Source organism: Bacteroidota bacterium, assembly GCA_035506275.1.
GTDB lineage: Bacteria > Bacteroidota > Ignavibacteria > UBA10030 > UBA8401 > JAGVPT01.
Genome location: DATJPT010000001.1, coordinates 21,319 through 45,443 on the forward strand (window position 1 = coordinate 21,319; position 24,125 = coordinate 45,443).

The 24,125-nt window shown below is 54.0% G+C and carries 21 protein-coding genes; 11 read left to right on the forward strand and 10 right to left on the reverse strand.

All coding sequences use genetic code 11. The features are described 5' to 3' along the window. Positions 1-31 precede the first annotated feature (31 nt). From VMF88_00085 to VMF88_00115, 7 genes are all read left to right on the forward strand, one after another. Positions 32-970, forward strand: a complete 939-nt coding sequence (locus tag VMF88_00085) for a glycosyltransferase family 2 protein (protein ID HTY09441.1) — start codon at positions 32-34, stop codon at positions 968-970. Next, entirely contained in the window at positions 951-1,895 is a 945-nt protein-coding gene (locus VMF88_00090) for an NAD-dependent epimerase/dehydratase family protein (protein ID HTY09442.1), read from the forward strand. The genes VMF88_00085 and VMF88_00090 overlap by 20 nt, the downstream gene beginning before the upstream one ends. A 60-nt stretch (positions 1,896-1,955) precedes the next feature. Next, positions 1,956-3,905 carry a heparinase II/III family protein gene (locus VMF88_00095; GenBank protein ID HTY09443.1) on the forward strand — a complete coding sequence of 650 codons (1,950 nt, stop codon included), beginning with the start codon at positions 1,956-1,958 and terminating at the stop codon, positions 3,903-3,905. 20 nt (positions 3,906-3,925) lie between these two features. Beyond that, complete coding sequence (locus VMF88_00100) at positions 3,926-4,660, forward strand: class I SAM-dependent methyltransferase (protein HTY09444.1); 735 nt, start codon at positions 3,926-3,928, stop codon at positions 4,658-4,660. A 132-nt stretch (positions 4,661-4,792) separates the two neighbouring features. After that, entirely contained in the window at positions 4,793-5,089 is a 297-nt protein-coding gene (eutM, locus tag VMF88_00105; GenBank protein HTY09445.1) for an ethanolamine utilization microcompartment protein EutM, read from the forward strand. A 32-nt stretch (positions 5,090-5,121) separates the two neighbouring features. Continuing rightward, the gene (locus VMF88_00110) at positions 5,122-5,679 is read left to right on the forward strand and encodes a BMC domain-containing protein (protein ID HTY09446.1); all 558 of its coding nucleotides are present in this window, start codon (positions 5,122-5,124) and stop codon (positions 5,677-5,679) included. Between the two features lie 36 nt (positions 5,680-5,715). Continuing rightward, positions 5,716-6,681 carry a CdaR family protein gene (locus VMF88_00115; GenBank protein HTY09447.1) on the forward strand — a complete coding sequence of 322 codons (966 nt, stop codon included), beginning with the start codon at positions 5,716-5,718 and terminating at the stop codon, positions 6,679-6,681. 53 nt (positions 6,682-6,734) lie between these two features. On the opposite strand, the gene VMF88_00120 is transcribed toward VMF88_00115, so the two are convergent. Beyond that, the gene (locus tag VMF88_00120; GenBank protein ID HTY09448.1) at positions 6,735-8,396 is read right to left on the reverse strand and encodes a hypothetical protein; all 1,662 of its coding nucleotides are present in this window, start codon (positions 8,394-8,396) and stop codon (positions 6,735-6,737) included. A gap of 501 nt (positions 8,397-8,897) precedes the next feature. Between VMF88_00120 and VMF88_00125 the strand changes: the two genes are divergently transcribed. Further along, positions 8,898-9,614 carry a pyridoxine 5'-phosphate synthase gene (locus VMF88_00125; protein HTY09449.1) on the forward strand — a complete coding sequence of 239 codons (717 nt, stop codon included), beginning with the start codon at positions 8,898-8,900 and terminating at the stop codon, positions 9,612-9,614. A 10-nt stretch (positions 9,615-9,624) separates the two neighbouring features. Here VMF88_00125 and VMF88_00130 read toward each other — a convergent pair whose 3' ends face one another. From VMF88_00130 to VMF88_00170, 9 genes are all read right to left on the reverse strand, one after another. After that, positions 9,625-10,209 (reverse strand): bifunctional nuclease family protein, encoded by a 585-nt coding sequence (locus tag VMF88_00130; GenBank protein ID HTY09450.1) that lies wholly within the window; start codon positions 10,207-10,209, stop codon positions 9,625-9,627. 90 nt (positions 10,210-10,299) lie between these two features. Continuing rightward, positions 10,300-11,274: an electron transfer flavoprotein subunit alpha/FixB family protein gene (locus VMF88_00135; protein HTY09451.1), complete on the reverse strand. Its 975-nt coding sequence runs from the start codon at positions 11,272-11,274 to the stop codon at positions 10,300-10,302. A 20-nt stretch (positions 11,275-11,294) separates the two neighbouring features. Next, the gene (locus tag VMF88_00140) at positions 11,295-12,041 is read right to left on the reverse strand and encodes an electron transfer flavoprotein subunit beta/FixA family protein (GenBank protein ID HTY09452.1); all 747 of its coding nucleotides are present in this window, start codon (positions 12,039-12,041) and stop codon (positions 11,295-11,297) included. A gap of 15 nt (positions 12,042-12,056) precedes the next feature. Further along, positions 12,057-13,130, reverse strand: a complete 1,074-nt coding sequence (hisC, locus tag VMF88_00145) for a histidinol-phosphate transaminase (GenBank protein ID HTY09453.1) — start codon at positions 13,128-13,130, stop codon at positions 12,057-12,059. Beyond that, on the reverse strand, positions 13,127-14,419 hold the full coding sequence (gene hisD / locus VMF88_00150; GenBank protein ID HTY09454.1) for a histidinol dehydrogenase: 1,293 nt from the start codon (positions 14,417-14,419) through the stop codon (positions 13,127-13,129). The genes hisC and hisD overlap by 4 nt, the downstream gene beginning before the upstream one ends. 191 nt (positions 14,420-14,610) lie before the next feature. After that, the gene (locus VMF88_00155) at positions 14,611-15,195 is read right to left on the reverse strand and encodes a glutathione peroxidase (protein ID HTY09455.1); all 585 of its coding nucleotides are present in this window, start codon (positions 15,193-15,195) and stop codon (positions 14,611-14,613) included. A 128-nt stretch (positions 15,196-15,323) separates the two neighbouring features. Further along, positions 15,324-16,601, reverse strand: coding sequence for an adenosylhomocysteinase (locus tag VMF88_00160; GenBank protein ID HTY09456.1), 1,278 nt, complete (start codon positions 16,599-16,601; stop codon positions 15,324-15,326). A 46-nt stretch (positions 16,602-16,647) separates the two neighbouring features. Further along, positions 16,648-17,790: a methionine adenosyltransferase gene (metK, locus tag VMF88_00165; GenBank protein HTY09457.1), complete on the reverse strand. Its 1,143-nt coding sequence runs from the start codon at positions 17,788-17,790 to the stop codon at positions 16,648-16,650. Between the two features lie 45 nt (positions 17,791-17,835). Then, entirely contained in the window at positions 17,836-18,810 is a 975-nt protein-coding gene (locus VMF88_00170; protein HTY09458.1) for a sugar phosphate nucleotidyltransferase, read from the reverse strand. A 149-nt stretch (positions 18,811-18,959) separates the two neighbouring features. Here VMF88_00170 and VMF88_00175 point away from each other — a divergent pair, with 149 nt between their 5' ends. From VMF88_00175 to priA, 3 genes are all read left to right on the forward strand, one after another. Then, positions 18,960-20,240 (forward strand): glycosyltransferase N-terminal domain-containing protein, encoded by a 1,281-nt coding sequence (locus VMF88_00175; protein HTY09459.1) that lies wholly within the window; start codon positions 18,960-18,962, stop codon positions 20,238-20,240. A gap of 94 nt (positions 20,241-20,334) precedes the next feature. Next, positions 20,335-21,579: a nickel pincer cofactor biosynthesis protein LarC gene (gene larC, locus VMF88_00180; GenBank protein HTY09460.1), complete on the forward strand. Its 1,245-nt coding sequence runs from the start codon at positions 20,335-20,337 to the stop codon at positions 21,577-21,579. A gap of 28 nt (positions 21,580-21,607) precedes the next feature. Then, entirely contained in the window at positions 21,608-24,121 is a 2,514-nt protein-coding gene (priA, locus tag VMF88_00185; GenBank protein HTY09461.1) for a primosomal protein N', read from the forward strand. Positions 24,122-24,125: the final 4 nt, after the last annotated feature.

Sequence of the window (24,125 nt, forward strand, 5' to 3'; positions counted from 1 at the left end):
TCCTTATCTTTATTCCTTTCCCAGAATGCTCATGACTACGTTTGTCATCCCTGTCTACAACGGCGCCCTCATGGTTGAGCGTCTGTATCAACGGCTGCTTCCCGTTGCATCGTCGCTCGGCCATTATGAAATAATCTTTGTCGATGATGGAAGCACGGACAACAGTTTCTCCGTCCTCACCAAACTTCAGACGCGGGATCGGAACATCTGCGCCGTCCAGCTCAGCCGGAACTTCGGCCAGCACAATGCAACGCTGGCGGGACTTTCGTGCGCCCATGGCGACATTGTGGTTACCCTGGACCAGGATCTGCAGAATCCTCCAGAAGAGATCCCCGGCATGATCAAGAAACTTGACGAAGGTTTCGACGTTGTCTACGGGCTCCCGGAAGAGCGCGCACACAACCTATTCCGGAACATGACCTCGGACTTCAGCAAATGGATTTCCCGAAAGATCCTCACGACGGCGCTGAACGGCAATTTCAGCAGTTTCCGCGTGATGAAGAAATGGGTTGCGGATGAAATAGTCAAATACAATTCGTCGTATACCTACATCGACGGACTCATCAGCTGGACGACGACGAACATCGGCGGGGTGACCGTCAGAAACGACCGGTCCGACTTTCAATCGCACTATACGGTCCTTCGGTTGATCAATCACGGCCTCAACCTTCTCGTCAATTTTTCGATCAAGCCCCTTCAGATCGCCTCCATGCTCGGGCTAGTCAGCGCTCTTGCCGGTTTGATAGGAGCAGCGATCGTCGTAGCTCAAAAGATCATGTACAATATTCCTGTGCAAGGATGGACATCGCTCATGGTCGTGGTACTGGTGATCGGCGGAATGCAGATCGTTTTTCTCGGGCTCATCGGCGAATACACCGGGAGAATCCTGATGAACTCCAACAGTTCCCCCAAATTTATTATTCGCGAAACCAAAAAAGGGACCACTCGCGGTGCCGCCAAAAAGAAATAATATTGCCCTGGTCCTGGGGGGTTGCGGCTTCCTCGGATCCGTCGTTACGCGACGGCTGGTCGAAGAAGGAATGGATGTCCGAGTCTTCGATAAAGAGGGACAGGACACCTACCGCATCAGGTCCGTCATCGATAAGATCGACCTGCAATTCGGCGATTTTTCCAACCTCGGCGATTTGAAGCAGGCGCTCGAAGGAGCTACGACAGTCCTTCATTTCATCGGTACCACGATTCCGCAAACATCGATGAACGACATCAAGTACGATGTCGAGACAAACGTCCTCCCGACCGTCCGTTTGCTCGAATTGCTTAAAGAGAATAAGTCGACTAGGATCATTTTCGCGTCGTCCGGGGGAACGGTGTACGGCGCTTCCGCAGCGCATCGACCGATTTCTGAAGACGCTCCAACGGAGCCGATCTCGGCGTACGGAATCTCAAAATTGACCGTCGAAAAATTTATCAAATTGTTCTCGTTCAACTACGCCCTTCCCTACGTGATCCTCCGGTTCGCTAACCCGTACGGACCGAGCCAGCATCCGCTCCGTCCCCAAGGAGCCGTCGGCGTTTTTTTGAACAAAGCGTTAAAAGGAGAAGAGATCACTATTTGGGGAAACGGATCAGCTGTCAGGGATTATTTGTATGAAGAGGACCTGGCCGCCGCGGTTGCAGCCGCGGTGAAAAAAACCTCGATGCGGGGAGTGTTCAACGTCGGAACAGGCACCGGAACTTCTTTGAACGAAATTGTCAATTTGATTCAAACAACGTTTGCGGTCTCCTGCCGGGTTGCGTATGACAATGAGCGGACGTTCGACGTCCCGTATAATGTCCTTGACATCGGAAAGATCCGTTCAGAGACCGGCTGGACACCGGCCCGCTCTCTGACCGACGGCCTGACCACGATGAAGAAATTGATGCTGCGGTCATAACCCTCCCATGCGGGCTATGGCGGACAAACTTTTTCCCAATCCTCCCTGCGCGATATTGCGGTGAATATCATAAAATTCTGCACTCTTGGAATTCGAACGGCTGGGCCTGTTCGATTCCTCTCCATCGTTGCATTGAAGGCATATCGGGCGGCTGCGGAACGACACCGCAACAAAACGCTGCGCCTCGGCTGCAAACAATCCCTCGCTTCAATTTCATTCAACGGAACGCTTCCTCTGGAACAAGAAGCCGGAGCCCGGTTCAGGTCGGCCTTTCCAGGCGCGTTTGCGTCTCTCCTTGCCGCGGCTCAATCCTATCGGGCCCGCCAATTCGAGTTCCTGGGACGGTCAATCCGGTTTGACCGAAATGTGAATTGGCACCGGGACCCGGATTCGATGAAAGAGTGGGAGAAAAGAGTTTACAGAGAGATCTCGATATACTCTGAGGGGGCTCCGGGAGACGTTAAGCTTGTGTGGGAATTGAGCCGCCATCAATATTTTGTTACGTTGGGGCAGGCGTTCTATCTTTCAGGCGACCGGGCATATCTGGACGAGTTGGTTGCCCAGTGGCTGAACTGGATCGAGGAAAACCCCTGTACCATCGGCATCAATTGGGCGAGTCCGCTTGAAATCGGCGTTCGATTGATCTCGTGGACGTTGGCTTTCCAATTTATTGAAGATCATCTGCCGAAAACTGTCCGAACGACAATACTCAATAGTGTCTGGGAGCAATTGACATTCCTCTCGTACCATTTGTCGCTGGACAAAATAGTCCCCACGAATCATCTGATCGGAGAAGCCGCCGGGCTGTTTATTGCCGCATGCTCGTTTCGTTTCGACGAGTCCGACCGATGGGGGCATAGAGCACAAAGGATCCTTGAAGAAGAAATTCTCCGTCAGGTCTTTGATGACGGAATATCAAAAGAAGAATCGTCATCATACCACCGCTTCAATGTCGACTTCTTTTTGCTGTCGTTCATTCGAGCTGTAAGATCGGGCCATCCCTTTTCGGAAGACTATAAGGGGCGGCTCGAAAAAATGATCGGCTATCTTTTCGCGATACGTACACCCGATTCCCTTCTCCCCCGATACGGCGACTTCGACAACGGAAGGGGATTCTCCCTTTCACCCTCAGTAAATTTTTGGGACGTACGCGGATTGATCGCTGCTGGTGGCGCGCTCTTCAAAAACGAAGCATTTTCCGACGAATCCTTTTTCAACGAAGAAGCCTATTGGCTGCTTTCCTCCTCCGAATGGGAGGGAAAAGGAAAGAATCGTTCGGTCGTACCGTCGGAATCGGGAACGATATTCCCTCGGAGCGGTCACGTCGTCATCAAAAATCAACATTACGGAGAGTATTGTTTCTTCCGTGCGGGTGAATTTGGAATGGGGGGGAATGGCTTTTCATCACACAGCCATAATGATTTATTTTCTCCGGTCATTTATTTGAATGGATGTTCTATAATAGCAGAAACAGGAACCTCCATTTACGTTGGAAACGATCAGGAGCGTGATTACCTCCGGTCGGCGAGAGCCCACAATGTCACAATCTCGCCGGCCTCGGATTTTTTCGAGTCAAAGCGCTGGTTTGGGTGGAAAAGAAGTCTGAACGGCAGGATTATAGGATCCATGCAAACCCGGAAAGAGATTCGGGTCGAATGCGGCTTCGATGGACCGTTTGCCGACCTCTATAAGCGTAGTATCCGGTATGAGCCGGACCATCATCTTTTTGCCGTCGAAGAAAGCTTTACAAAGAATGTTCCTGAAGTTCATTCATATTTTCATCTTGAGCACGGAATAACAGTATCAGCAAAAGAGGGGAACGCTGACATCGTTTTGAATAATCGGACGATCGCTCACTGCCTCTTCCCACCCAGCGTACACTTGACAACCGAACAAGGATGGATATCACGGTCATACGGCATCAAAGAATCATCGGTGATCATCCACTTCACATGGCACGCTGAGGCAGGAAAGCCAGTGATCTTCTCATTCATCGCACTTCCGGCGTAGCAGATTGAAGGTACTTATCGATGGAAGATCAACTCTATAAAAAATTCTTTGAAGTTGAGACAACGCACTGGTGGTTTACAGCCCGTCAGAGTATTGTCTCCGACATTGTCCGGCGCAATGTGCCTCTTTCTTCACATTCAAGAGTGCTCGATGTCGGCTGTGGTACGGGAGCGATCCTCGCGATGTTCCAAGCACAATGCGATGCTTACGGAACCGACATGTCCCCCCTCGCAATCGACTTCTGCCATAAGCGGGGGCTTGCAAACGCCTTCTGCTGCACGCTCGACACTTTTCCCCGCCGCGACCTCCGGTTCGACCTGGTCACACTCCTGGATGTCATCGAACATATCGACGATGATAAAGGGGTGTTGAAGCAGGCACATGAGCTGATCAAACCAGAGGGGAACATCCTAGTGACCGTTCCTGCCTACCAATTTCTTTGGAGCAGCCATGACGATCTGAATCACCACAAACGCCGTTATGTCAAATCGCAGCTGCGAAATGTCTTGGAAGGAAGCGGTTTCACGATCAAACGCATTTCATACTATAATACGCTTTTGTTCCCCACAGCGCTTGTCGGCCGAGGAGCAGAAAGGTTCTTCAAGGCTAAGAACGATGTTACCCTCGACATCCCTCCTGGCCCGATCAACTTCCTCCTGAAGGAAATCTTCGGCTTCGAGCGATTCCTCTTGCGAACAGCGACCTTGCCTTTCGGACTATCAATTATCGCCCTTGCAACGAAAAAGCCAATCTAACGATTCGCCTTTTGCTCCCCTGCAGACCGGGAGCACACGCTGCGATCGGTTTGACTCTCACTTCATTCTTATTTATATTTCCCCCACTTTGCTAGGCAATCAACAGTTCAACTACAATAGCAGGAGACGTACATGTCAGACAATTCACTCGATGCCCTCGGAATGGTTGAAACAAAAGGACTTGTCGGATCGATTGAAGCGGCGGATGCAATGGTGAAAGCAGCCAAGGTTACACTGATCGGCAAGGAGCAAATCGGCGGAGGATATGTTACCGTCATGGTCCGGGGCGATGTGGGAGCAGTGAAAGCCGCAACCGATGCCGGAGCAGCGGCAGCGCAGAGGGTCGGCGAGCTGGTTTCGGTACATGTCATTCCGCGGCCGCACAGCGATGTTGAAATGATCCTTCCTAAACGACCGGCAGTAAAATAGCGGTTCTTTTCCGATTAGAGTCGAGTACGCAGATGATGGACTTTGCTTTCGGCATGGTGGAAACGAAAGGCCTTGTGGCGGCGATCGAAGCGGCGGACGCAATGGTTAAGACTTCGAATGTACGCCTGCTGGGAAAGGAACGAACCGACCCTGCCATGATCACAATTAAAATTATCGGCGACACCGCGGCAGTCCGGTCTGCGGTAGAGGCGGGGGCAGAGGCTGCAAAGCGCGTCGGACAGCTGATCTCTTCTCATGTAATTCCCCGTCCTGCCGACGGGGTGGAATCATTGGTGTTCGCTAAATCCATTCTCACCGAAGAAGAAATCGCCCTTTTGCTCCACGGCGAGGCTCCCCCTTCTGTGCCTTCAGAACAACCGCTTGTTGAGGAGGATGAGGACGTTGCCTTTTCTCCCCCTCAGTCGACCGAACGGGAAGCCTATCTCGCCGAGCTCAAAGCCATGACCGTCCACGAGCTTCGCTCCTATGCCCGAAGCTTCAAGGGTTTGCCGATCTACGGAAGAGAGATCTCCATGGCAAACAAAGAACAGCTACTTGACCATTTGATGAAGGCGAAGTTTCGTGATTAATAACGCCGTATAAGGTGCCGATCTTGCTCCATCTTCATGCTGCCGCTCGTCGAAGATGGATTTTTTATTTCTGCTGCCTCCTTAATGAAGAACAAGAACTTTCATATTGCATTTTTTTCCACACTGTTTGCGGCAGCGCTCTGGCTTTCGGTGAATATGGGGTATGAATACCAGACCGTCGTTTCCGTCCCCCTCATTCTGGAAAATATCAAGCCGAACAAAGCGCTCGCAAAACCGGTCCCCTCTTTTGTCAGCGTCAAGGTTCGCGCCACGGGCTGGCAGCTCGCCGGAATGTACTTTGTCCCGGACGTACGTTATGTGCTCGACGTCTCCGACATCTCGAATAAATACAACTTTGTGACGAATAAGGATCTGATCGTCCGGCTGAAAATGCCTCAGAGAGTGCGCACGCTTGAAGTCAAGCCCGATACCATCGCCGTGCTGCTTGACGAAAAGATCAAAAAGGTTGTCCCCGTCGAGCCGGTCGTGGCAATGAGTTTTCATGAAGGATATGGAATCGTTGGGGAAATTAAATCCAGCCCCGACAGCGTCTCCCTCTCTGGCGCCAAAGGCCTTCTCGATAAGATCGACCGGTGGCGAACCGACCAATTGACGTTCGCGGACCTGAAGAACGGTGTCAACGCCCGGGTCGGAGTTTCGGACACGCTGGCATTCAGCATCGTCCCCTCCCCCTCCACCGTCAATATTCAGATCGACGTGCAGCCGATCGCCGAGAAGAGCTTTAAGGGAATCCCCGTCGAAGTGAACGACGTCCCCGGCAACCGCGTGGTCGTCCTCATCCCTCCGAAGATCGACATCATCGTGCGGGGGGGAATTGAAGAGATCGCAGCGGTGGAGCAAAAGGATTTTTCATCGTACATCGACTACAAATCCATTCTGCTGGATACGACCGGCTCGCTTCGTCCCACTGTTACCACACCGAAAAACATCAAGATCGTTCAACAGGATCCGGAGCTCCTGCAATACGTCGTGAGAAAATAAAAAACTCAGCCGGCGGGGCTGAGTTTTTTTGTCCGACCAACTGCCGCTGCTTCTCAGAATGGGCTGTTCAGGCGGAGAAAAACGCTGACAGGAGCTTTGACGTCGGTGCGCCATGCAAACCCCAGCCGCCAGCTCTCGTCGTGCCAGCCTAACCCGAACCCAAGGTCAGATTTGATCGTCGTTTCATTGATGGTAGAAAAACCGTCGGCGATTGACTTCGTTGTCGGGACCAGCGAGGCTGCTCCTGCATCGGCAAAAGCGATGATGTTCAGGCTCGCCGGCCAGAAGAATTCATCCTCCATCAGCCTGCCGCTCAACACGTATTCGAAGTTCCCCAGCAGCATTCTGTTGCCGGCAAATTCCTTGAAGCTGTATGCCGGAAGCGTGTTCGCTCCTCCGATCTCAAACGACTTTTGAGGAAGGTAATCTCCTTCCAGCGAACCGGCGCGGACCCGCACGTTGATCTTGTCGTACTCCGAAAGGGGCTGAAAACGGCGGACGTCGACGACCGCTTCCGTGAACATAAAGTCGCCGCCGAACTGATCGCCGGCGCGTTCCAGGCTTGCAAAAATATTCCAGCCGGACATCCTGCGGCCATGCCCCTCAAGCGTACTTAGTCCTGCAGTGCCGAGAATACTGTGCATTGTTCCCTCGGCAACCGCCGGATTGTCGCGAAAACTATGACTCGGTCTGAAGACGGACCAGTCCGTTTCTTTCGAAAGCGAAGAATAGTCGTCAACACGGTACTCGACGCGGAGCTGCGAGGAGATGTCCTCGGTCTTGGTATACCGCGCCGCGTTTACCGAGAATCCTTCGCGCGTAAAATAATCGCGGTAGTCTTCATGCCAGAGAATGGAAGTGATGTTGTTCTCCCAAAGTTTCATGATCCATTCATCTTTTGTGTCGGTGATGCTGTGCCCTTCGGCGCCGACTTCATAGAGTGCATTCTCTGCCGCAAACTGCCTGTCCAGTCCTAAATTAAGACGCCACCGGTGAATTTTGAAGGCATAACCGGCAGAACCAAATCCGGAAATGACTTTGCTGCCATCCCAATAAAATTTCTTCTCGCTTCCCAGTCCGAGGAACAACCCATCCACCCTGTCATAACGAAAAAGAAAATGATCGGGGAATTGATTTTCGTCGAGCCAGAGCTGATTGAATTTGTGCGAGCGGCTCGGTTCATATCCCGGCCGCATGTACACAGCGTCGCGCGCCGACGAGGTCTCTTCGCTGTAACCTTCCACGACTCCTTTTCCTTCTTTCGTTACTGTGCCGTTGATCGAGCGGACGTTCCCCGTGATCCTGCCGCCGTCCTTGACGATAACATCGCCGTTGATGGCCAGCGCGTCGCCGTGAATAAGTCCGTAGACGGTAAGCGTCCCTCCTTTCACCACCACGTTTCCGTCGATCGTATCGCTCGGATCGATGCTCGTGTTGCCGGAGAAGGTCACTGCGCTCTCCATTGAACGATAGCGGCGGTAGACCGCCGCAGAATCATTCCCGTCATCGCGCTCCCTGTCCCGGTCGCGGACCATGGCCTGAACGTCGGATTCAATTTTCTGGAGCAGGTCGTCGACAAACGAGCCGATGCGGTCGTCATTGGACAGACTGTCCATGGCGTCTTTCGCAAAGAGATAGGACCGGTGGTCCGTTTGGGCGATCGATAAAGCAGGGGATAACAGGAAGATGGCAAGAAACGGTAAGAGTCTTTTCATGGGCACCTCATCAGGAATATGCCGGAATGCTTCGCTATGGGATACGGAATGCCTCTCAAAAAGTTGCGATTCGGCGGGGAGTGTCCTCATGTGCCAGCGAGAGTTCTTAACGACCTCGGCGGTCAGGGGGACAAGAACGGAAGCCGAGTCCGTGTCATCCTGAGCGAATCCGCTTCTCAGGACGAGTCGAAGGATCTATGACACTGCACTATCGTTATGGCAGAAAGTGCTTTCAGAAGAAGCTGCGGGTTACCGGGCCGTAGCGTCATAGATTCTTCGTCGCTTCGCTCCTCAGAATGACAGGGACTGAAAGTGAGTCAGTGCCATCCAGAAGAAGCGTTCCTTGCGACCACGAATGACATTTATGAGGGAATCTTATGTGCCCCTTCAAACCAGCACATGCCGGTTCAAAGTATCCCTTTCATCTGCACCCTCATCCCTTGTGATTCGTCAGTGAATTTCGTTTATTTTCTTAGTAACTTCAATCAACTAAAAGGGACAATGAAGCTTTCGATCAATATCGACCATATCGCAACCGTCCGTGAAGCGCGCGGCGGGAAGGAACCGGACCCCGTCGACGCGGCGGCCGTGTGCGAGCTTGCCGGCGCGGACGGCATCGTCTGCCATTTGCGCGAAGACCGGCGCCATATCAACGACGGCGACGTCGTTCGGCTGCGAAAGTCACTCAGGACAAAATTAGACCTGGAGATGGCCGCAACGGAAGAGATCATTGCCATCGCCCTCAAAATTGTTCCCGACCTTGTGACCCTTGTCCCCGAAAAGCGGCAGGAGCTGACCACCGAAGGGGGGCTGGATGTTGTCCGCCATAAGGCGAAGATAGGCAAGACGATCCGGAGGATGCACGAAAAGAAGATCCTCGTCAGCCTGTTCGTCGACCCGGTCAAAAAACAGGTCGATGCGTCGAAGGAACTCGGCGCTGACATGATCGAGATCCATACCGGGGAATACGCCGAAGCCCGCTCGGCGGCGGTTCAGGACAAACTTTTGCAAAAAGTGAGAGAGATCGCCGAGTACGGGAAGACATTGGATTTAGGCGTCAACGCCGGCCACGGCTTGAATTACGTGAACGTGCAGCCGGTCGCCGCCATTCCCTCCATCGATGAAATGAGCATCGGACACGCGATCATTTCGCGCTCGATGTTTGTCGGATTGGAACGTGCGGTAAGGGAAATGAGGGAACTTGTCGTCGGTCGATGAAAGCCGGGGGTCAATCTCCCATCGTCAGCTTCCGGATATCGTCCCGAAGCTTGGCCGCTTTTTCGTACTCTTCTTTCTCGATCGCTTCATGGAGCGAGGTCTGGAGTTGCTCCAGTTTTGAGGTGTGTTTCTTGATGGCCGCGGGGGGCTCGGCCTTCGGTTCGGCGCCCGCCTCCTCTTCTTCCCCTTCGGCAACAATGCCCGCCTCGTTCAGCACTTCTTCAGCGACAAAGATCGGCACACCGTACCGCACGGCGAGAGCAATGGCATCACTCGGGCGGGAATCGACCTCCTGGCTGTCGCTGACCCCTTCGATGGTGATCTTTGCGTAGAACGTTCCGTCCCGCAATTCATTGATCGTGACATCCTGCAGCGACACCCCGAACGTATCGATGATGTTCTTCATCAGGTCGTGCGTCAGCGGCCGCGGCGGCTTGATCCCTTCCATCTCCAGCGCAATCGATTGCGCTTCGAACGCCCCGATGATGATCGGCAAACGCCTGTTGCCGTTCATCTCTTTCAGGATCAACGCATATGCTCCGCCGCTGGACGGGCTCGTCGATAATCCCAGAATGTCAACCTGAACTTTCTCCACGGTACATCCTCTGCTGAAAAAATTTCTCTTCCTAAAGCGAGTATATAAAAAAACCTTTTGAATAGCAACTCGCTGCGTCACATTTGCCTCTTATTTTTCTTTCCCTTTTTTCAGTTCTGTGATAAGTGCTGGAACAATTTCGAAGGCATCGCCGACAATGCCGTAGTCCGCGATCGAAAAGATCGGCGCGTCTTTGTCCTTGTTGATCGCAACGATATACTTCGACGACGACATTCCCGCGAGATGCTGCACGGCTCCCGAAATTCCGACCGCGACATAGAGCGAGGGAGCCACCGTCTTGCCGGTCTGGCCGACCTGTTCGTCATGCGGACGCCATCCCGCATCGACAACGGCGCGGGAAGCGCCAACCGCCGCGTTCAGCGTCGACGCAAGTTCTTCGATCATGGAAAAATTCTCCGGACCCTTCAAGCCGCGTCCCCCCGACACGATGATGTCGGCTTCCGCGACATCTTTTTTTCCGCTTACCGTTTTGACCTCTTTGACGACGGCACCAAAGTCATCGTCCGAAAGAGGGACGGTCCTCTTCTCGACGACAGCGGACGCCCCCGACGGGGTTCCGGCAGAAAAGACGTTCGGCCGGAGCGAGAATAATTTGACCGGTGATTTCACGCGGACCTCGACCATGCCCTTGCCGGCATAGACGGGACGGGTGGCGACGAGATCGCCGCCCTCAACGCGGAGCGCCGTGCATTCCGACGCCAGTCCTGCATCCAATTTTACCGAGACACGGGGAGCGAGATCCTTGCCAAGGGCGCTTGCCGGAAAAAAAACTATCTCCGCCGATTCCTGGCGGACGATTTCGGCAGCGATCTTTGCGTACGCCGTAACGGAATAATTCTCAAGGCGGCGATCTTCAACGACGATCGCTTTCGCCGCGCCGTAACTTCCGACTTCGCCCGCGATCGGGGCCACGTTTCCGCCGACAACGAGGGCTACGACCTCTGCCGAAAGCCGGTCCGCGGCAGTTCTGGCGGCGCCAACGACTTCAAACGCTGTCTTCTTGAAACGGTTGCCCCGCTGTTCTGCAAATGCTATGATCTTCATTTTTTTCCCTTGTCAATCCGTCAAATGACCTTTGCTTCTTCGTGCAGGAGCCTTACCAGCTCCGGAACTGCCGATGCGTCCGTCCCAACGATTTTCCCCGGGGCTTTTGCCGCCGGCTTTTTCATTCCGAGAACCTCGACCTTCGGATCGACGGGGCTGACCGTTCGCTCCTCGATCTGCTTCCGCTTCGCCTCCATAATACCTTTCAATGAAGGATAGCGGGGCTGGTTCAATCCTTTTTGGGCAGTCACAACGAGCGGGAGTTTCGCCTGGACGACTTCGAGTCCTCCTTCGATCTCCCGTTCAACCGTTACAATATTCCCTGCGATCTCCAACTTCACCACGACCGAAACCGACGGCATCCCGAGCATCTCGGCGACAATACCCCCGACCTGCGCATCGTCGTAATCGATCGATTGCTTTCCGCACACGATAAGATCCGGCGAATATTCTTTCGCATAATCAGCAAGAGCGCGCGCTACGCCGAACGAATCGCGCACCGACACATCCTTCAACAGGACCGCCTTATCGCAGCCCATCGCGAGCGATTTGCGGAGCGCCTCTTTGTGCGCGTCGCCGCCGACAGAAACGACGACAACTTCCCCCGTGAATTTTTCACGCAGCTTCAACGCTTCCTCCACCGCATATTCGTCGTACGGATTGAGCATGAAGTTCACCCCGGCGTGATCGATGCTCTTTCCATCGCCGGCGATGTTGACTTTCGTCTCGGTATCGGGGACGTGGTTAACGAAGGCTAAAATTTTCATGGCTATGAGAAGTAGTTACAGAAGTTCATTGAGAACGGAAAGAAACGACCTGTTTTCACTTTCTGTACCGGCATTGACACGAAGAGTCCGTTCCAACATCGGATACGAACTGACATCGCGGACAAGAATGTTGCGCTGAAGGAGCTGTTGGAACAGTGTGCCGGCATCGTGCGGTGTCCTAAAGATAAGAAAATTCGTGTCCGACGGAAACGCCTCGACCCCTTTTAACGACCGAAGCGCATCGAATAAAATCCGCTTCTGATTCTTGATGAAAGCGATCCGCTCATCGATCACGCATTTTCTCCCCATGAGCCTGATCGCAACCGACGCCGAAAAAGCATTGACGGTAAACGGAATTTTTGGCTTGAGCAATTCGGCACAAAGAGGCGGCTGCGCAAGAAGGTAGCCGATGCGAAGCCCCGCCATGCTGAACGCTTTTGAGAACGTCCTGAGGACGATCAGCCGGTCGTATTTGTTGATCAGCGATTGAACGCTCCCCTTGTCCGAAAATTCTATGTACGCTTCGTCGACGAGGACGAGAGAAGCGGTGCCGGCCAAGATTTTTTCCACGTCATCGATCGGGACAGACTGGCCGGTCGGGCTGTTCGGCGACACGAGGACGATGACCGCCGGTTGTTCTTTCTTCGCAACGTGTAGAATTTTTTCGGCGTTGAACGACAAGTCGCCGTTCATCATCACAGGAATGACCTCGCCGTCAAACACCTTGACCGCCTTTTCATATAGAAAGAACGAAGGGGATGGGATCAGCACTTTGGTGCCCCGCGTGACGGTCGCCATCAGGACGGTATACATCAGCTCGTTCGACCCGTTGCCGGCAATAATTCCTTCCATCGGATGTCCAGCGTGGGACGACAATGCCTGCAGCAGCTCGCCGGGAAAAACCTCGGGATAGCGGTTCCACGGATTTTTCAGGAACTCATCGACAAGCTCGCGCTTGATGTCAACGGGAACGTCGAACGGATTTTCATTCTGATTGAGCTTGATCAGCCCGGGCTGCGGCGCCTTTCCCTTCACCGTATATGTCTCGAGCGCTCGGACGCTTCGTTTAATGTTGTCGATAAAACTCATCGTCCTTTGCTCCTTGCACGCAGACGGACCGACAGGGCATGCGCCGTCAATCCCTCATGCTCGGCGAAGCGCGCTATTTTTTCGCTGGCAGATTCCATTGCGCGGCGGGAGTACTTGATGACGCTCGATCTCTTCATAAATGTATCGACCGAAAGAGGGGAAAAGAAACGAGCCGTGCCGCTTGTCGGAAGGACATGATTCGGCCCTGCAAAATAATCGCCGAGAGCGACGGGAGAATAATTTCCAAGGAAGATGGAGCCGGCATTCCGTATTTGTTTCAGGACCGCCTCGTTGCTTTTCGTAATGATCTCCAGGTGTTCGGGGGCGAGCCGGTTGACGACTTCTGCCCCCTGCCGCAGATCCCGGACAAGGAAAATCGCTCCATGGTCGTTCAACGACGGGGCAATGACCCCTTTTCTCGGGAGGATGAGCAAAAGGTCCTTCAACGCCTTTTGTACCTCTCCGGCGAGGCGGGGGCTTGTTGTCACAAGAATTGAAGAAGCAGATTCGTCGTGTTCCGCCTGGGCTGCCATATCCGCGGCGACGAATTCGCCGGATGCGCCGTCGTCAGCAAGAACGACAATTTCGCTGGGACCGGCGATGCTGTCGATGCCCACCTGTCCAAAGAGCATTTTTTTTGCCGTCGCGACAAAAATATTCCCGGGGCCGACAATGACGTCAACGGCCGGGATAGTCTCGGTGCCGTACGCAAGAGCGGCGATCGCCTGTGCGCCGCCGACGCGGAAGATCTTTTTGACGCCGAGAATAGCGGCTGCTGTCAGGACATCGGCATTGACGTTCCCGCTGCCGTCCGGAGGGGAGACGAGGATGATATCTTCCACGCCAGCGACCTGCGCCGGGATCACGTTCATCAGCACCGTGGAAGGATACGCGGCCTTCCCTCCGGGGACATACACGCCGACCCGGTCAACGGGAAGGTAGCGCTGCCGAAGGTCGGATCCGAACTTCTCATCGATTTTCCACGATGCACGGCGCTGGCGAAGATGGAATTTACGGATCTTCTCTTCGGCCTCGGCAAGAAGCCGAACAAATTTGGGATCGGCGTTTTTGCGGGCTTTAAGAATTTCCCTTTCGGAGACAGAGAATGAGCGCAACTCTGCACCCTCGAATTTCTTCGAATAAAAACGGAGCGCAGCATCTCCCCGACGCTGCACCCGGCGAATGATGGCGTTTACCGTTGTCTCAACATTTGCCGAGGAATCGCGGGAAGCTGTGCGCTGAAACCGGACATTTTTGCGTGATGAACGAAGATCGACCAGCCGTACCATATTTTTCAAAAATAAATTTCTGAAAAAATATAGCGATAAATGGAACGACAATCAACGAAACGGACGAGGGTTTGAGATGGCTTCCGGATTCACGGCAAATGAGATTAGGATGTTGGCAACGGACTGCGGCATCGGCGGGGTTTGATCGTGAGACCCGCCGGAGCCCTTCCGGCTCCGGCGGGTCCTGCAATTTATTTTTGAGCGATCAATTCCTTGATCATCGAAACGACGTCGTCGTCGGTGGGGATCTTCTTCGGGGCGTAACGGGCTACCACTTTGCCATGGCGGTCGACGAGGAATTTCGCAAAGTTCCATCCGATATCCCCTTTGAAGTCGGTGCCCGTCGTCAGATAATGGTATAACGGATGCTGGTCGTCTCCCTTTACGCTGATCTTTGAGAAGAGGTCGAACGTCACATGATAGGTATTGTCGCAGAAGGTCTTGATTTCGTCGTTCGTTCCGGGTTCCTGAGCGCCGAAGTTGTTGGCAGGAAAAGCAAGAATTTTGAATCCCTTGTCTTTGTAGGACTCGTAAAGGCTTTCAAGGTTCTTGTACTGAGGGGTATTCCCGCAGAAGGAGGCGACATTGACGATCAACAGAACATCCCCTTTGTAATCGGAAAGAGATTTATCCTTCCCGTCGATCGTCTTCATCCTAAAATTGTAGACGCTTGTGTCGCTTTTCATAGTGTTCGCCTCCGTCGGAGCCTCTTGTGAAAAACAAAAACTCGCCGCAGCCAAGATCATCACGACCGGCAACAGAAATTTCTTCTTCATGGATCAGCATTCCTTTCTTGTTGTGAGGGGGCAATAGAATAACGAAGAAGGGGAAGAGTACGTTCCATAAAACGAACAGGGTTTCACCAATCCTGATGAAACCCTGTTCTTGAGAACGATCGATCGGCTTACGTTCCGGCGCTGTAGTCGTCCATATAACGTTTCTGGTCCGGCGTCAGTGCGTCGATTTTGATCCCCTGGGTTGACAGCTTCACCCCGGCGATTTCCTGATCCTGTTCAACGGAGATGTCGTAGACCTTGTTCTCGTATTTCTTTCCTTTCTTGAAAACCTCGGCGAGCCTGAGCTGCGACATGAACTGATTGGCAAAGGACATATCCATCACTTCGGAAGGATGTCCTTCGGCTGCCGCCAGGTTCACGAGCCGGCCTTGGGCGAGCACATAAATGCGGCGGCCGTCCTTGGTGACATACTCTTCATTGTTCGGCCGGATCTCACGGACGCTCTTCGTCTGCTTTTTCAGATCGACCAGATTGATCTCGCAGTCATAATGTCCGGTGTTGCAGATGATCGCGCCGTCCTTGAGCAGTTTGAAATGACGGTCAACGATGATGTCCTTCACTCCGGTCGCGGTAATGAACACATCGCCGATCTTCGCCGCCTGGTCCATCGTCATGACGCGGAATCCTTCGAGCGTTGCCTTGAGGGCTGCGGTCGCCTTCACCTCGGTGACGATCACGTTCGCTCCCAGCCCCTTCGCGCGCATCGCAACACCCCGCCCGCAGTGTCCGTACCCGGCAATGACGACGTTCTTCCCGGCGATGAGCACACTCGTTGCCCGGATGACGCCGTCGATCGTCGACTGACCGGTTCCGTAGACGTTGTCGAAGTCCCATTTTGTTTCGGCGTCGTTCACCGCGATCACCGGATATTTGAGCGCCCCGTCTTTCGCCATCGCCCGCAGCCGGTGAACGCCGGTCGTCGTTTCTTCCGTCCCGCCGATAATGTCGGGAATCAATTCCTGATGCTTGTTGTGGACAGTAAAGATCAGATCGGCGCCGTCGTCGAGCGTCAGGTTCGGCCTGAATTTCAACGTCTCGTCGATGCACCAATAAAATTCCTTTACGTTCATTCCGTGCCAGGCAAAGATCGAGACGCCGTCATCCGCGAGTGCGGCGGCAACGGCATCGTTGGTCGAAAGCGGGTTGCAGCCGCTCCAGCTCACGCGAGCGCCGGCTTCGACAAATGTTTTCACGAGCACTGCCGTCTCTTTGGTGACATGGAGGCATCCCGCAATGCGGAATCCTTTCAGCGGCTTCGACGCTTTGTATTTTTCGCGCAGCGCCATCAGCACCGGCATGCGTGATTCGGCCCATTCGATGAGCTTGTGCCCTTCTGCCGCAAGTTTCAGATCCCTGACTTTATACTGTCCTTTTTTCTCGTTCATTCGTTCTCCAAAATCCTGGAATGTAGTTGATCGTTCAATTGACTGATTATTTTACGGAGCGTTTCAGCATGGGGACGAGGTCGGTCGCTTCCCAGCTGAATTCCTTTTCGCTGCGCCCGAAATGACCGTATGAGGCGGTCTTTCTGTAGATCGGGCGGAGAAGATTAAGCCGGTCGATGATCCCTCTGGGGGTCATGTCGATTTCATTTTTCAGGATGCGCGAGATTTCGGTGTCAGGGATCTTCCCCGTGCCGAACGTGTTCACGTAGATCGACACCGGTTCCGCGACGCCGATGGCGTACGCAACCTGGATCTGGCATTCGGACGCCAGCCCTGCGGCAACGATATTCTTTGCGAGATGCCGCGCCGCATAGGCAGCGCTTCTGTCGACCTTGGATGGATCCTTTCCGGAGAACGCTCCGCCGCCGTGAGGTGCGCGTCCGCCGTACGTGTCGACGATGATTTTTCTCCCCGTCAGTCCGCTGTCGCCGTGCGGTCCGCCGATCTCAAACCGCCCGGTCGGGTTGACGTAGTATTTCGTTTTCTTGTCAAGGAGATGCTCGGGGATCACTTTTTCGACGACGTGATGGATGACGTCTTCGCGGATCCGTTTCTGCGAAGCGTCGGCATCGTGCTGGGTCGAGATGACCACGGTGTCGACGCGAACCGGGGTACCGCCGTTGTATTCTATCGTCACCTGCGACTTTGCGTCGGGGCGGAGGTACGGCATCAGGCGGAGATTTTTCTTTCGGATTTCGGCAAGACGGTGGACGAGCTTGTGGGCGAACATGATCGGCATCGGCATGAACTCGGGGGTCTCATTGTTGGCGTAGCCGAACATCATTCCCTGGTCGCCGGCGCCGCCGGTGTTCACGCCGCGTGCGATGTCCGCCGACTGCGAATGAATGCTCGAGATGACGGAGCAGGAGTCCGCATCGAATTTATACTCCGCCTTCGTGTAGCCGATCTCGCGCACGGTTTCGCGCGCCACGGTCTGGAAATCAACATACGCGTTCGTCGTTATCTCGCCTCCGATCATCACAAGGCCGGTCGTCACAAAACATTCGCACGCCACACGCGAATATTTGTCCTGTCTCAATAACGCATCCAGGACGGCATCGGAGATCGCGTCACAGACCTTATCCGGATGTCCTTCGGAAACGGATTCGGACGTAAAAAGGTACCTCATCGATTTTTTGCTCCTTACAATGGGTGGCAGATAAATGGATGGCTTTTAATAGAACTCGAGTTCGGATGAATCCCCGATATTGATCTTCTTGTACCCTCCCTTGACGATCGCATTGCTGCCGATGATCGACTCCTCGAGCAGCGCGCTTTGAACATTCGCATCCTCGCTGATGATGGAATTCCTCACCACGGAATTTTCAACCGTCGCCCCGGCGGCGATCGTCGTGTTCGGACCGATGACAGAATTTTTCACCGTCGATCTCGGCGAAATAAAGACCGGGGGGATCACAACGACGTCCCGCGGGATCGTCTTGGTCGAATTTTGATGCAATAAATGTCTGTTGGTTTCGAGGAGCGTTTCCGGTTTTCCGCAATCATACCACCCGTCGATCGTGAAGGTTTTGATCTTTTCGCCGCGTTCGATCATGAGCTGGAGCCCGTCGGTGAGCTGGTACTCCCCTTTCGTCCGGATATCCCCTTTGATCATCTTCTTGAGGCAGTCGAGCAAAACGTCGGGATGCCGGATGAAGTAGAGACCGACGATGGCAAGATTGCTCGTCGGGTGCTCGGGTTTTTCAATGAGCTTGGTAATAAATCCGTTTGCCGTTTCGGCGACGCCGAACCTCCGGGGGTCCTGGACCTCCTTCACACCGATGGTCGAATATTCTCCTTTGGTCATCGCCAAAAGATTGACATCGAACACCGTATCACCGAGAATGATCAGGATCGGGTCTTTTGAGATCGTGTGGCGGGAAAGATAGATCGCATGCCCCAATCCTAACCGTTCTTCCTGTTCGACAAAATCGACGCTGATCGAATAGTTTTCGGTGATGTACTCTTTGACCTTGTCACCAAGATACCCGACGATCACCGTCGCGGAATCGAACCCGCCGGCAATGATCTTGTCCATGATGTGGCCGATGATCGGCTTTCCCGCCACATTGAGCAGGACCTTCGGTATCGTGTATGTATGGGGCCGCAGCCGGCTTCCGACGCCTGCGACAGGTATAATAGCGCGCATTCCAGTGTATTCATTAGGAAATATAATATACCGAACTCCCCTGCGAGAATCAACCAACGGCCGCCAAAATTATTCCGCCGGTTTTTCGTTGCACTAGTAAGACCACCTAACTATATTTGACCTGCAATTCTTCAGTGTCCATGATGAGTATGGCTTGGAAATTATTCTATAATGCGTTCATCGTCCCGTTGATGTGGTGCTTCTTCCAGGCCGCCGGATTCTTCAACAAAAAGATCCGCAGAGGGATTGAAGGACGACAAGGGCTCGTCGGCAAAGTACGGGAAAGAATTGACAGTGCTCCCGCGCGCCATCGGCTGTGGTTCCATTCGTCTTCGCTCGGAGAGTTCGAGCAGGCCAAGCCTATCATTGCGGCGATCAAGCGATTGCGCCCCGACATCAGCATCGTCGCGACCTTTTTTTCCCCTTCCGGCTACGAGCATTCTCAATCCTACAAACTCGCAGATATCATTTCGTATCTCCCCTTCGATTCGGAGCGGCAGGTCAACGACTTCGTCGACGTCATCCGGCCGGCAGCGGTGATCATGGTCCGCTACGACGTCTGGCCGAACCTCACCTGGGCCCTGCGCGAGCGAAAAATCCCGATCATGATCGCCAATGCGACAATGAAAAAGGATTCGCCGCGCAAGATCCTTTTTCTGCGGCAGTTTCACAGAGCCTTATACGACTCCTTTTCATCCATCCTCACCGTTTCCGATTCCGACAAAGCTTCGTTCGCCGACTTCCATCTGACGAAACCGGTGATCGAGACGATCGGGGATACCCGTTTTGACCAGGTGAAGATCCGGAGAGACGACGCAGCCAAAAAACAAATCCTGCCCAATAAGATAACCAGGGGAAAACGGATATTCATCGTCGGTCAAAGCTGGGAAGCCGACGACAGCGTGGTCATTCCCGTTCTTTTCAAAATCCAAAAGAGGATGCCAAATCTCCTCACGATCATCGTCCCTCACGAACCGACGGTGGAACACCTCGAGCAGGTCGAATACCATCTGGAAGGTAAGACATCCTTCATCCGGTTTTCGGCGATGAATCAATACGCGGGGGAAAAGGTCATTCTGGTCGACAGCGTGGGGATCCTCGTTCCTCTCTATAAATACGGCCATGTGGCGTATGTCGGCGGAAGCTTCCGCCAGGGCGTGCACAACGTGCTCGAGCCGGCGGCATTCTCACTCCCGGTTATTTACGGGCCGAGGCATACCAATTCGCAGGAAGCCGTTGCGCTTGCCGAACAAGGAGGAGGATTTGTTGTCGGAGATGAAAAAGACCTGTACCGCACTCTCCGAACCCTGCTGGACAATGAAGCGGATAGAAAAGAAAGCGGGAAAAAAGCGCGGCAATTGGTCGAGGAAAATCTCGGCGCGACCGATCGGTTTCTGAAGTACCTTCTCCCTCTGCTCCCTCCAAGGTAGATAACAAAGAATCGGGCGCTTCCCCCGCCGGCAGTTCGCCTTCATCAAAAAAATTATTATATTAATTGAAAGCATCGAACACTTCGGCGAGTCCATGAACATCGCTTACTTTGATATTATTGGCGGCATCAGCGGAGATATGACGCTCGGCGCCTTCATCCACGCAGGATTCCCGCTCGACATTCTACGTAAGGAATTGCTGAAGCTCCCGGTCGACGGATATTCGCTCGGACAAGAGACGATGCAGCGAAATGCGATCACCGCGGTAAAACTGAATGTCCTTCTTCAGGGGGAGGATGCCGAGCCCGAAGCTCACGCGCATCATCACCATCACGCCGGCGATGCGCATTCTCATCATCGCGAGGAGCATGCGCACACGCACCATTCACGGAGCTTAAAGGACATTCTCTCGCTCATCGAAAAATCAGCCCTGGCTCCGAGGATCAAAGAACGGGCGTCAAGGATTTTTACCATCATCGGGGAAGCCGAAGCCAGGATCCACGGCACGACGGTCGAGAAAATACATTTTCATGAGGTCGGGGCGGTCGATTCCATCGTCGATATCGTGGGCGCCGCGATCTGCCTCGAATATTTCGGTATTGACGCGGTCTATTCTTCTCCGGTCAAGCTCGGGAGCGGCGGATTCGTCGATACCCAGCATGGGAAAATGCCCAACCCGACCCCGGCGACGATCGAGATCCTCAAAGACTATCCGACGGTCTTGACCGATGTTCCTTTCGAGCTGACAACTCCCACGGGAGCTGGCATCATCAAAGCGCTGTCGAGCGGGGTGCTGTCGATGGAACAATTCAACGTCCGATCCATCGGCTACGGGACCGGAACGCGCGACATTCCCCAAATTCCCAACTTGCTCCGCGTCTTTGTCGGCGAACTTGCCGGTGGGCACGACCATGATGAACTGGTAACGGTCGAAACGAACATCGACAATATGAACCCCGAAATTTTCCCGTTCGTTCTTGAGCGGCTCCTTGCCGACGGGGCACACGATGCGTACTTGATCCCGGTTGTGATGAAAAAAGGGAGGCCCGGAATTCTTCTCTCCGCCCTGGTCAACAGGGGGAAACTCGACGCCGTCTTAAAAGTGATCTTCGCAGAAACGACCACCCTCGGCGTCCGGATCCAGCCGGTCGAGCGGCGCAAGCTTCAGCGTTCCGCCAAGAGCGTGAAGACCTCCTTCGGAGAGGTGAGCGTGAAGGTCATCCGCGTCGACGGTTCAGAACGGCTCTCCCCTGAATTCGAGGAATGCAAACGGATCGCGCTCGAGAAAAAGATCCCTCTGCTCGAGGTCTATAAACAAATCGAAGCTGAGCTTTCGTAGGCGTCGATCTTCCTTCCATTGTGGCGCCATGAAACAAATTCTTGCCGACGTTGCCCTTCCCGTTCCGCTCTATCAGACGTTCACGTATCTCGTACCGCGCGAATTTGCGCCGCACGTCGGTGCGGGGAGCCGGGTGCTTGTACCGTTCGGCTCGAAGACAATCTCCGGGATCGTTGTAGGATTCCCGCCGACGACAACTGTCGCCCCTCTCAAACCGATCCACGACCTCCTCGATGGAAGCCCTGCACTTTCTCCCGAATTATTAGACCTCGGGCGATGGATCGCCGACTATTATGCCGCCCCGATCGGAGAAGTGTTCAAAGCATTCCTTCCTCAGGGAATTGCTGTAGAAAACCGGAGGCTGGTCTCGTTGAAGCGCCCGCTCGCTTCCGAGGAACTCGCCCGGCTGGAGAAAGCCGCGCCGCAGCAGGCGAAGGTCGCCGGCGCCCTCGCGGCAGGAACACCGCTTTCCATCGCTCAGCTTCAAAAAAGGACCAAGATCAAGGGCATTTACTCCGCGGTGTCGGGGTTGTCCGAAGCCGGCATCATCGAGATCATCGACGAGATCCCTGAGCCGAGGGCAAAAGCCAAAATCGAAAAGTTTGTTCTCAAAAAAAATATTCCTGAAGGCTTCCTGCCGCACGGCACACTGCAGCAGAAACTTCTGTCGCGAATTGGCCGTTTGACAAGCGAACCGTTTCCGCTCCGATCGCTCCTCAAAGAAACGGGGGCCTCGCTGTCTTCAGTAAAAGGACTGGTGAAGAAGAATATCGTCGATATCGTTCCGCGTGAAGTTGAGCGGTTCGTAGAGTATCTTCCCGATGAGACTATTTCTCCCGTCAGGACCGAGCAGCTCACCCCTTATCAATCACGGGCTCTTCACGAGATCGGCGCCTCGATGAAGGAAGGAACCGCAAAGACCTTCTTACTTCACGGCATCACCGGAAGCGGGAAAACGCAGGTATACATCGAGGCGATACGCGAGGCGATGGCGAGGGGGAAGACCGCTATCGTTCTCGTTCCCGAAATTTCGTTGACGCCCCAGATGGTCAGAAGATTCAGACTGCACTTCGGGAACTCCGTTGCGGTGATGCACAGCCGCATGTCGGACGGCGAGCGGTACGATGCCTGGCGGTTTTGCAAGAGCGGAAAATACAGCATTGTCATCGGTCCGCGTTCGGCGATCTTCGCCCCGCTCGCAAACCTCGGCCTTATCGTCGTCGATGAAGAACATGAAGCGTCGTACAAACAATTCGACTCAACCCCCCGGTACAATGCACGCGACGTCGCCGTCATACGGGGGAGTCAGATCGGCGCGGCCGTCGTGCTCGGCTCGGCGACGCCTTCCGTGGAGTCGTTTTACAATGCGCAGACAAAAAAATATACGCTCCTCGAACTCCCCGAGCGGATCGACGATGCCGTGCTTCCTTCCATCACCCTGGTCAATATGGCGGAGGACAGGAAACTCCGGTATGCAGAGATGAAGAACGAGGCAAAGCATCTCGGCAAAAAAGCGTTCGAAAAGGGATTCCACTCAATCTCCTCCCTGCTGGAAGAGAAGATCCGGGACAGGCTACGCAAAGGTGAAGGGATGATCCTGCTTCAGAACCGCCGCGGATTCGCTCCGTTCATGGAATGCCTCGACTGCGGACACGTGGAGCGGTGCGACCGGTGCGACGTGACGCTCACCTACCACCTTGCCAAGAAGCATCTCCGCTGCCACTATTGCGGTTCCGTAAGACCGATGCCGGCCGACTGTCCGGAGTGCCGAGGAACTCAATTGAAACTCCAGGGCTTCGGAACGCAAAGAGTCGAACAGGATCTGGCAGCATTATTTCCGCAGGCAAAAGTGCTGCGGATGGACCTGGATACGACGACGCGGAGAGGGGCGCACGACAAAATTCTCCAGGAATTCGGACGGGGGGAGGCAGATATTCTTTTGGGAACACAGATGGTCGCGAAGGGGCTGGACTTCCCGCGGGTCACGCTCGTCGGCGTTATTTCTGCGGACACGCAAATGATGCTCCCCGATTTTCGCTCAGCGGAACGAACATTCCAGTTGCTCACCCAAGTTGCAGGCAGAGCCGGGCGGAGTTCGTTGAAGGGTGAGGTCGTCATCCAAAGTTATCAGACGGGCCATTACGGCCTGAAATATGTGCTCGACCATAACTATGACGGATTTTATAGAGAGGAACTGCACTACCGCCAGTCGGCGGTGTACCCGCCGTTTGCCCGGCTGATCCTTATCGAATGCAAAGGAACCGACGAAAGGAATGTTCAGCGTGCCGCCGAAACATTTTCGAGACGCTTGAGCCAGCGTTCCCGCAACGGGATCATTTTAGGTCCGGCAGCTGCGGTCATCTCAAAAATAAAGAACAACTACCGCTGGCAGATCCTTGCAAAGGCCGTCAAAGCAAACGACCCGGGAGGGGCCTCCATCAGGAATGCCGTCACCCGGGTCGTTCAGGAAATCTCATCGTCGGCGGAAATCCGACGGACGGTTCAATTTACCGTCGACGTCGATCCGCAGGGAATCATGTAATTGC

Coding starts and splice junctions, on each gene's coding strand:
- VMF88_00135 (HTY09451.1), bottom strand. CDS start 11,274: ATGAAGATCATAGCATTTGCAGAACAGCGGGGCAACCGTTTCAAGAAG.
- VMF88_00110 (HTY09446.1), top strand. CDS start 5,122: ATGATGGACTTTGCTTTCGGCATGGTGGAAACGAAAGGCCTTGTGGCG.
- VMF88_00160 (HTY09456.1), bottom strand. CDS start 16,601: ATGAACGAGAAAAAAGGACAGTATAAAGTCAGGGATCTGAAACTTGCG.
- hisC (HTY09453.1), bottom strand. CDS start 13,130: ATGAGTTTTATCGACAACATTAAACGAAGCGTCCGAGCGCTCGAGACA.
- larC (HTY09460.1), top strand. CDS start 20,335: ATGAACATCGCTTACTTTGATATTATTGGCGGCATCAGCGGAGATATG.
- priA (HTY09461.1), top strand. CDS start 21,608: ATGAAACAAATTCTTGCCGACGTTGCCCTTCCCGTTCCGCTCTATCAG.
- VMF88_00170 (HTY09458.1), bottom strand. CDS start 18,810: ATGCGCGCTATTATACCTGTCGCAGGCGTCGGAAGCCGGCTGCGGCCC.
- eutM (HTY09445.1), top strand. CDS start 4,793: ATGTCAGACAATTCACTCGATGCCCTCGGAATGGTTGAAACAAAAGGA.
- VMF88_00120 (HTY09448.1), bottom strand. CDS start 8,396: ATGAAAAGACTCTTACCGTTTCTTGCCATCTTCCTGTTATCCCCTGCT.
- VMF88_00100 (HTY09444.1), top strand. CDS start 3,926: ATGGAAGATCAACTCTATAAAAAATTCTTTGAAGTTGAGACAACGCAC.
- VMF88_00155 (HTY09455.1), bottom strand. CDS start 15,195: ATGAAGAAGAAATTTCTGTTGCCGGTCGTGATGATCTTGGCTGCGGCG.
- VMF88_00140 (HTY09452.1), bottom strand. CDS start 12,041: ATGAAAATTTTAGCCTTCGTTAACCACGTCCCCGATACCGAGACGAAA.
- VMF88_00115 (HTY09447.1), top strand. CDS start 5,716: ATGCTGCCGCTCGTCGAAGATGGATTTTTTATTTCTGCTGCCTCCTTA.
- hisD (HTY09454.1), bottom strand. CDS start 14,419: ATGGTACGGCTGGTCGATCTTCGTTCATCACGCAAAAATGTCCGGTTT.
- metK (HTY09457.1), bottom strand. CDS start 17,790: ATGAGGTACCTTTTTACGTCCGAATCCGTTTCCGAAGGACATCCGGAT.
- VMF88_00085 (HTY09441.1), top strand. CDS start 32: ATGACTACGTTTGTCATCCCTGTCTACAACGGCGCCCTCATGGTTGAG.
- VMF88_00175 (HTY09459.1), top strand. CDS start 18,960: ATGGCTTGGAAATTATTCTATAATGCGTTCATCGTCCCGTTGATGTGG.
- VMF88_00125 (HTY09449.1), top strand. CDS start 8,898: ATGAAGCTTTCGATCAATATCGACCATATCGCAACCGTCCGTGAAGCG.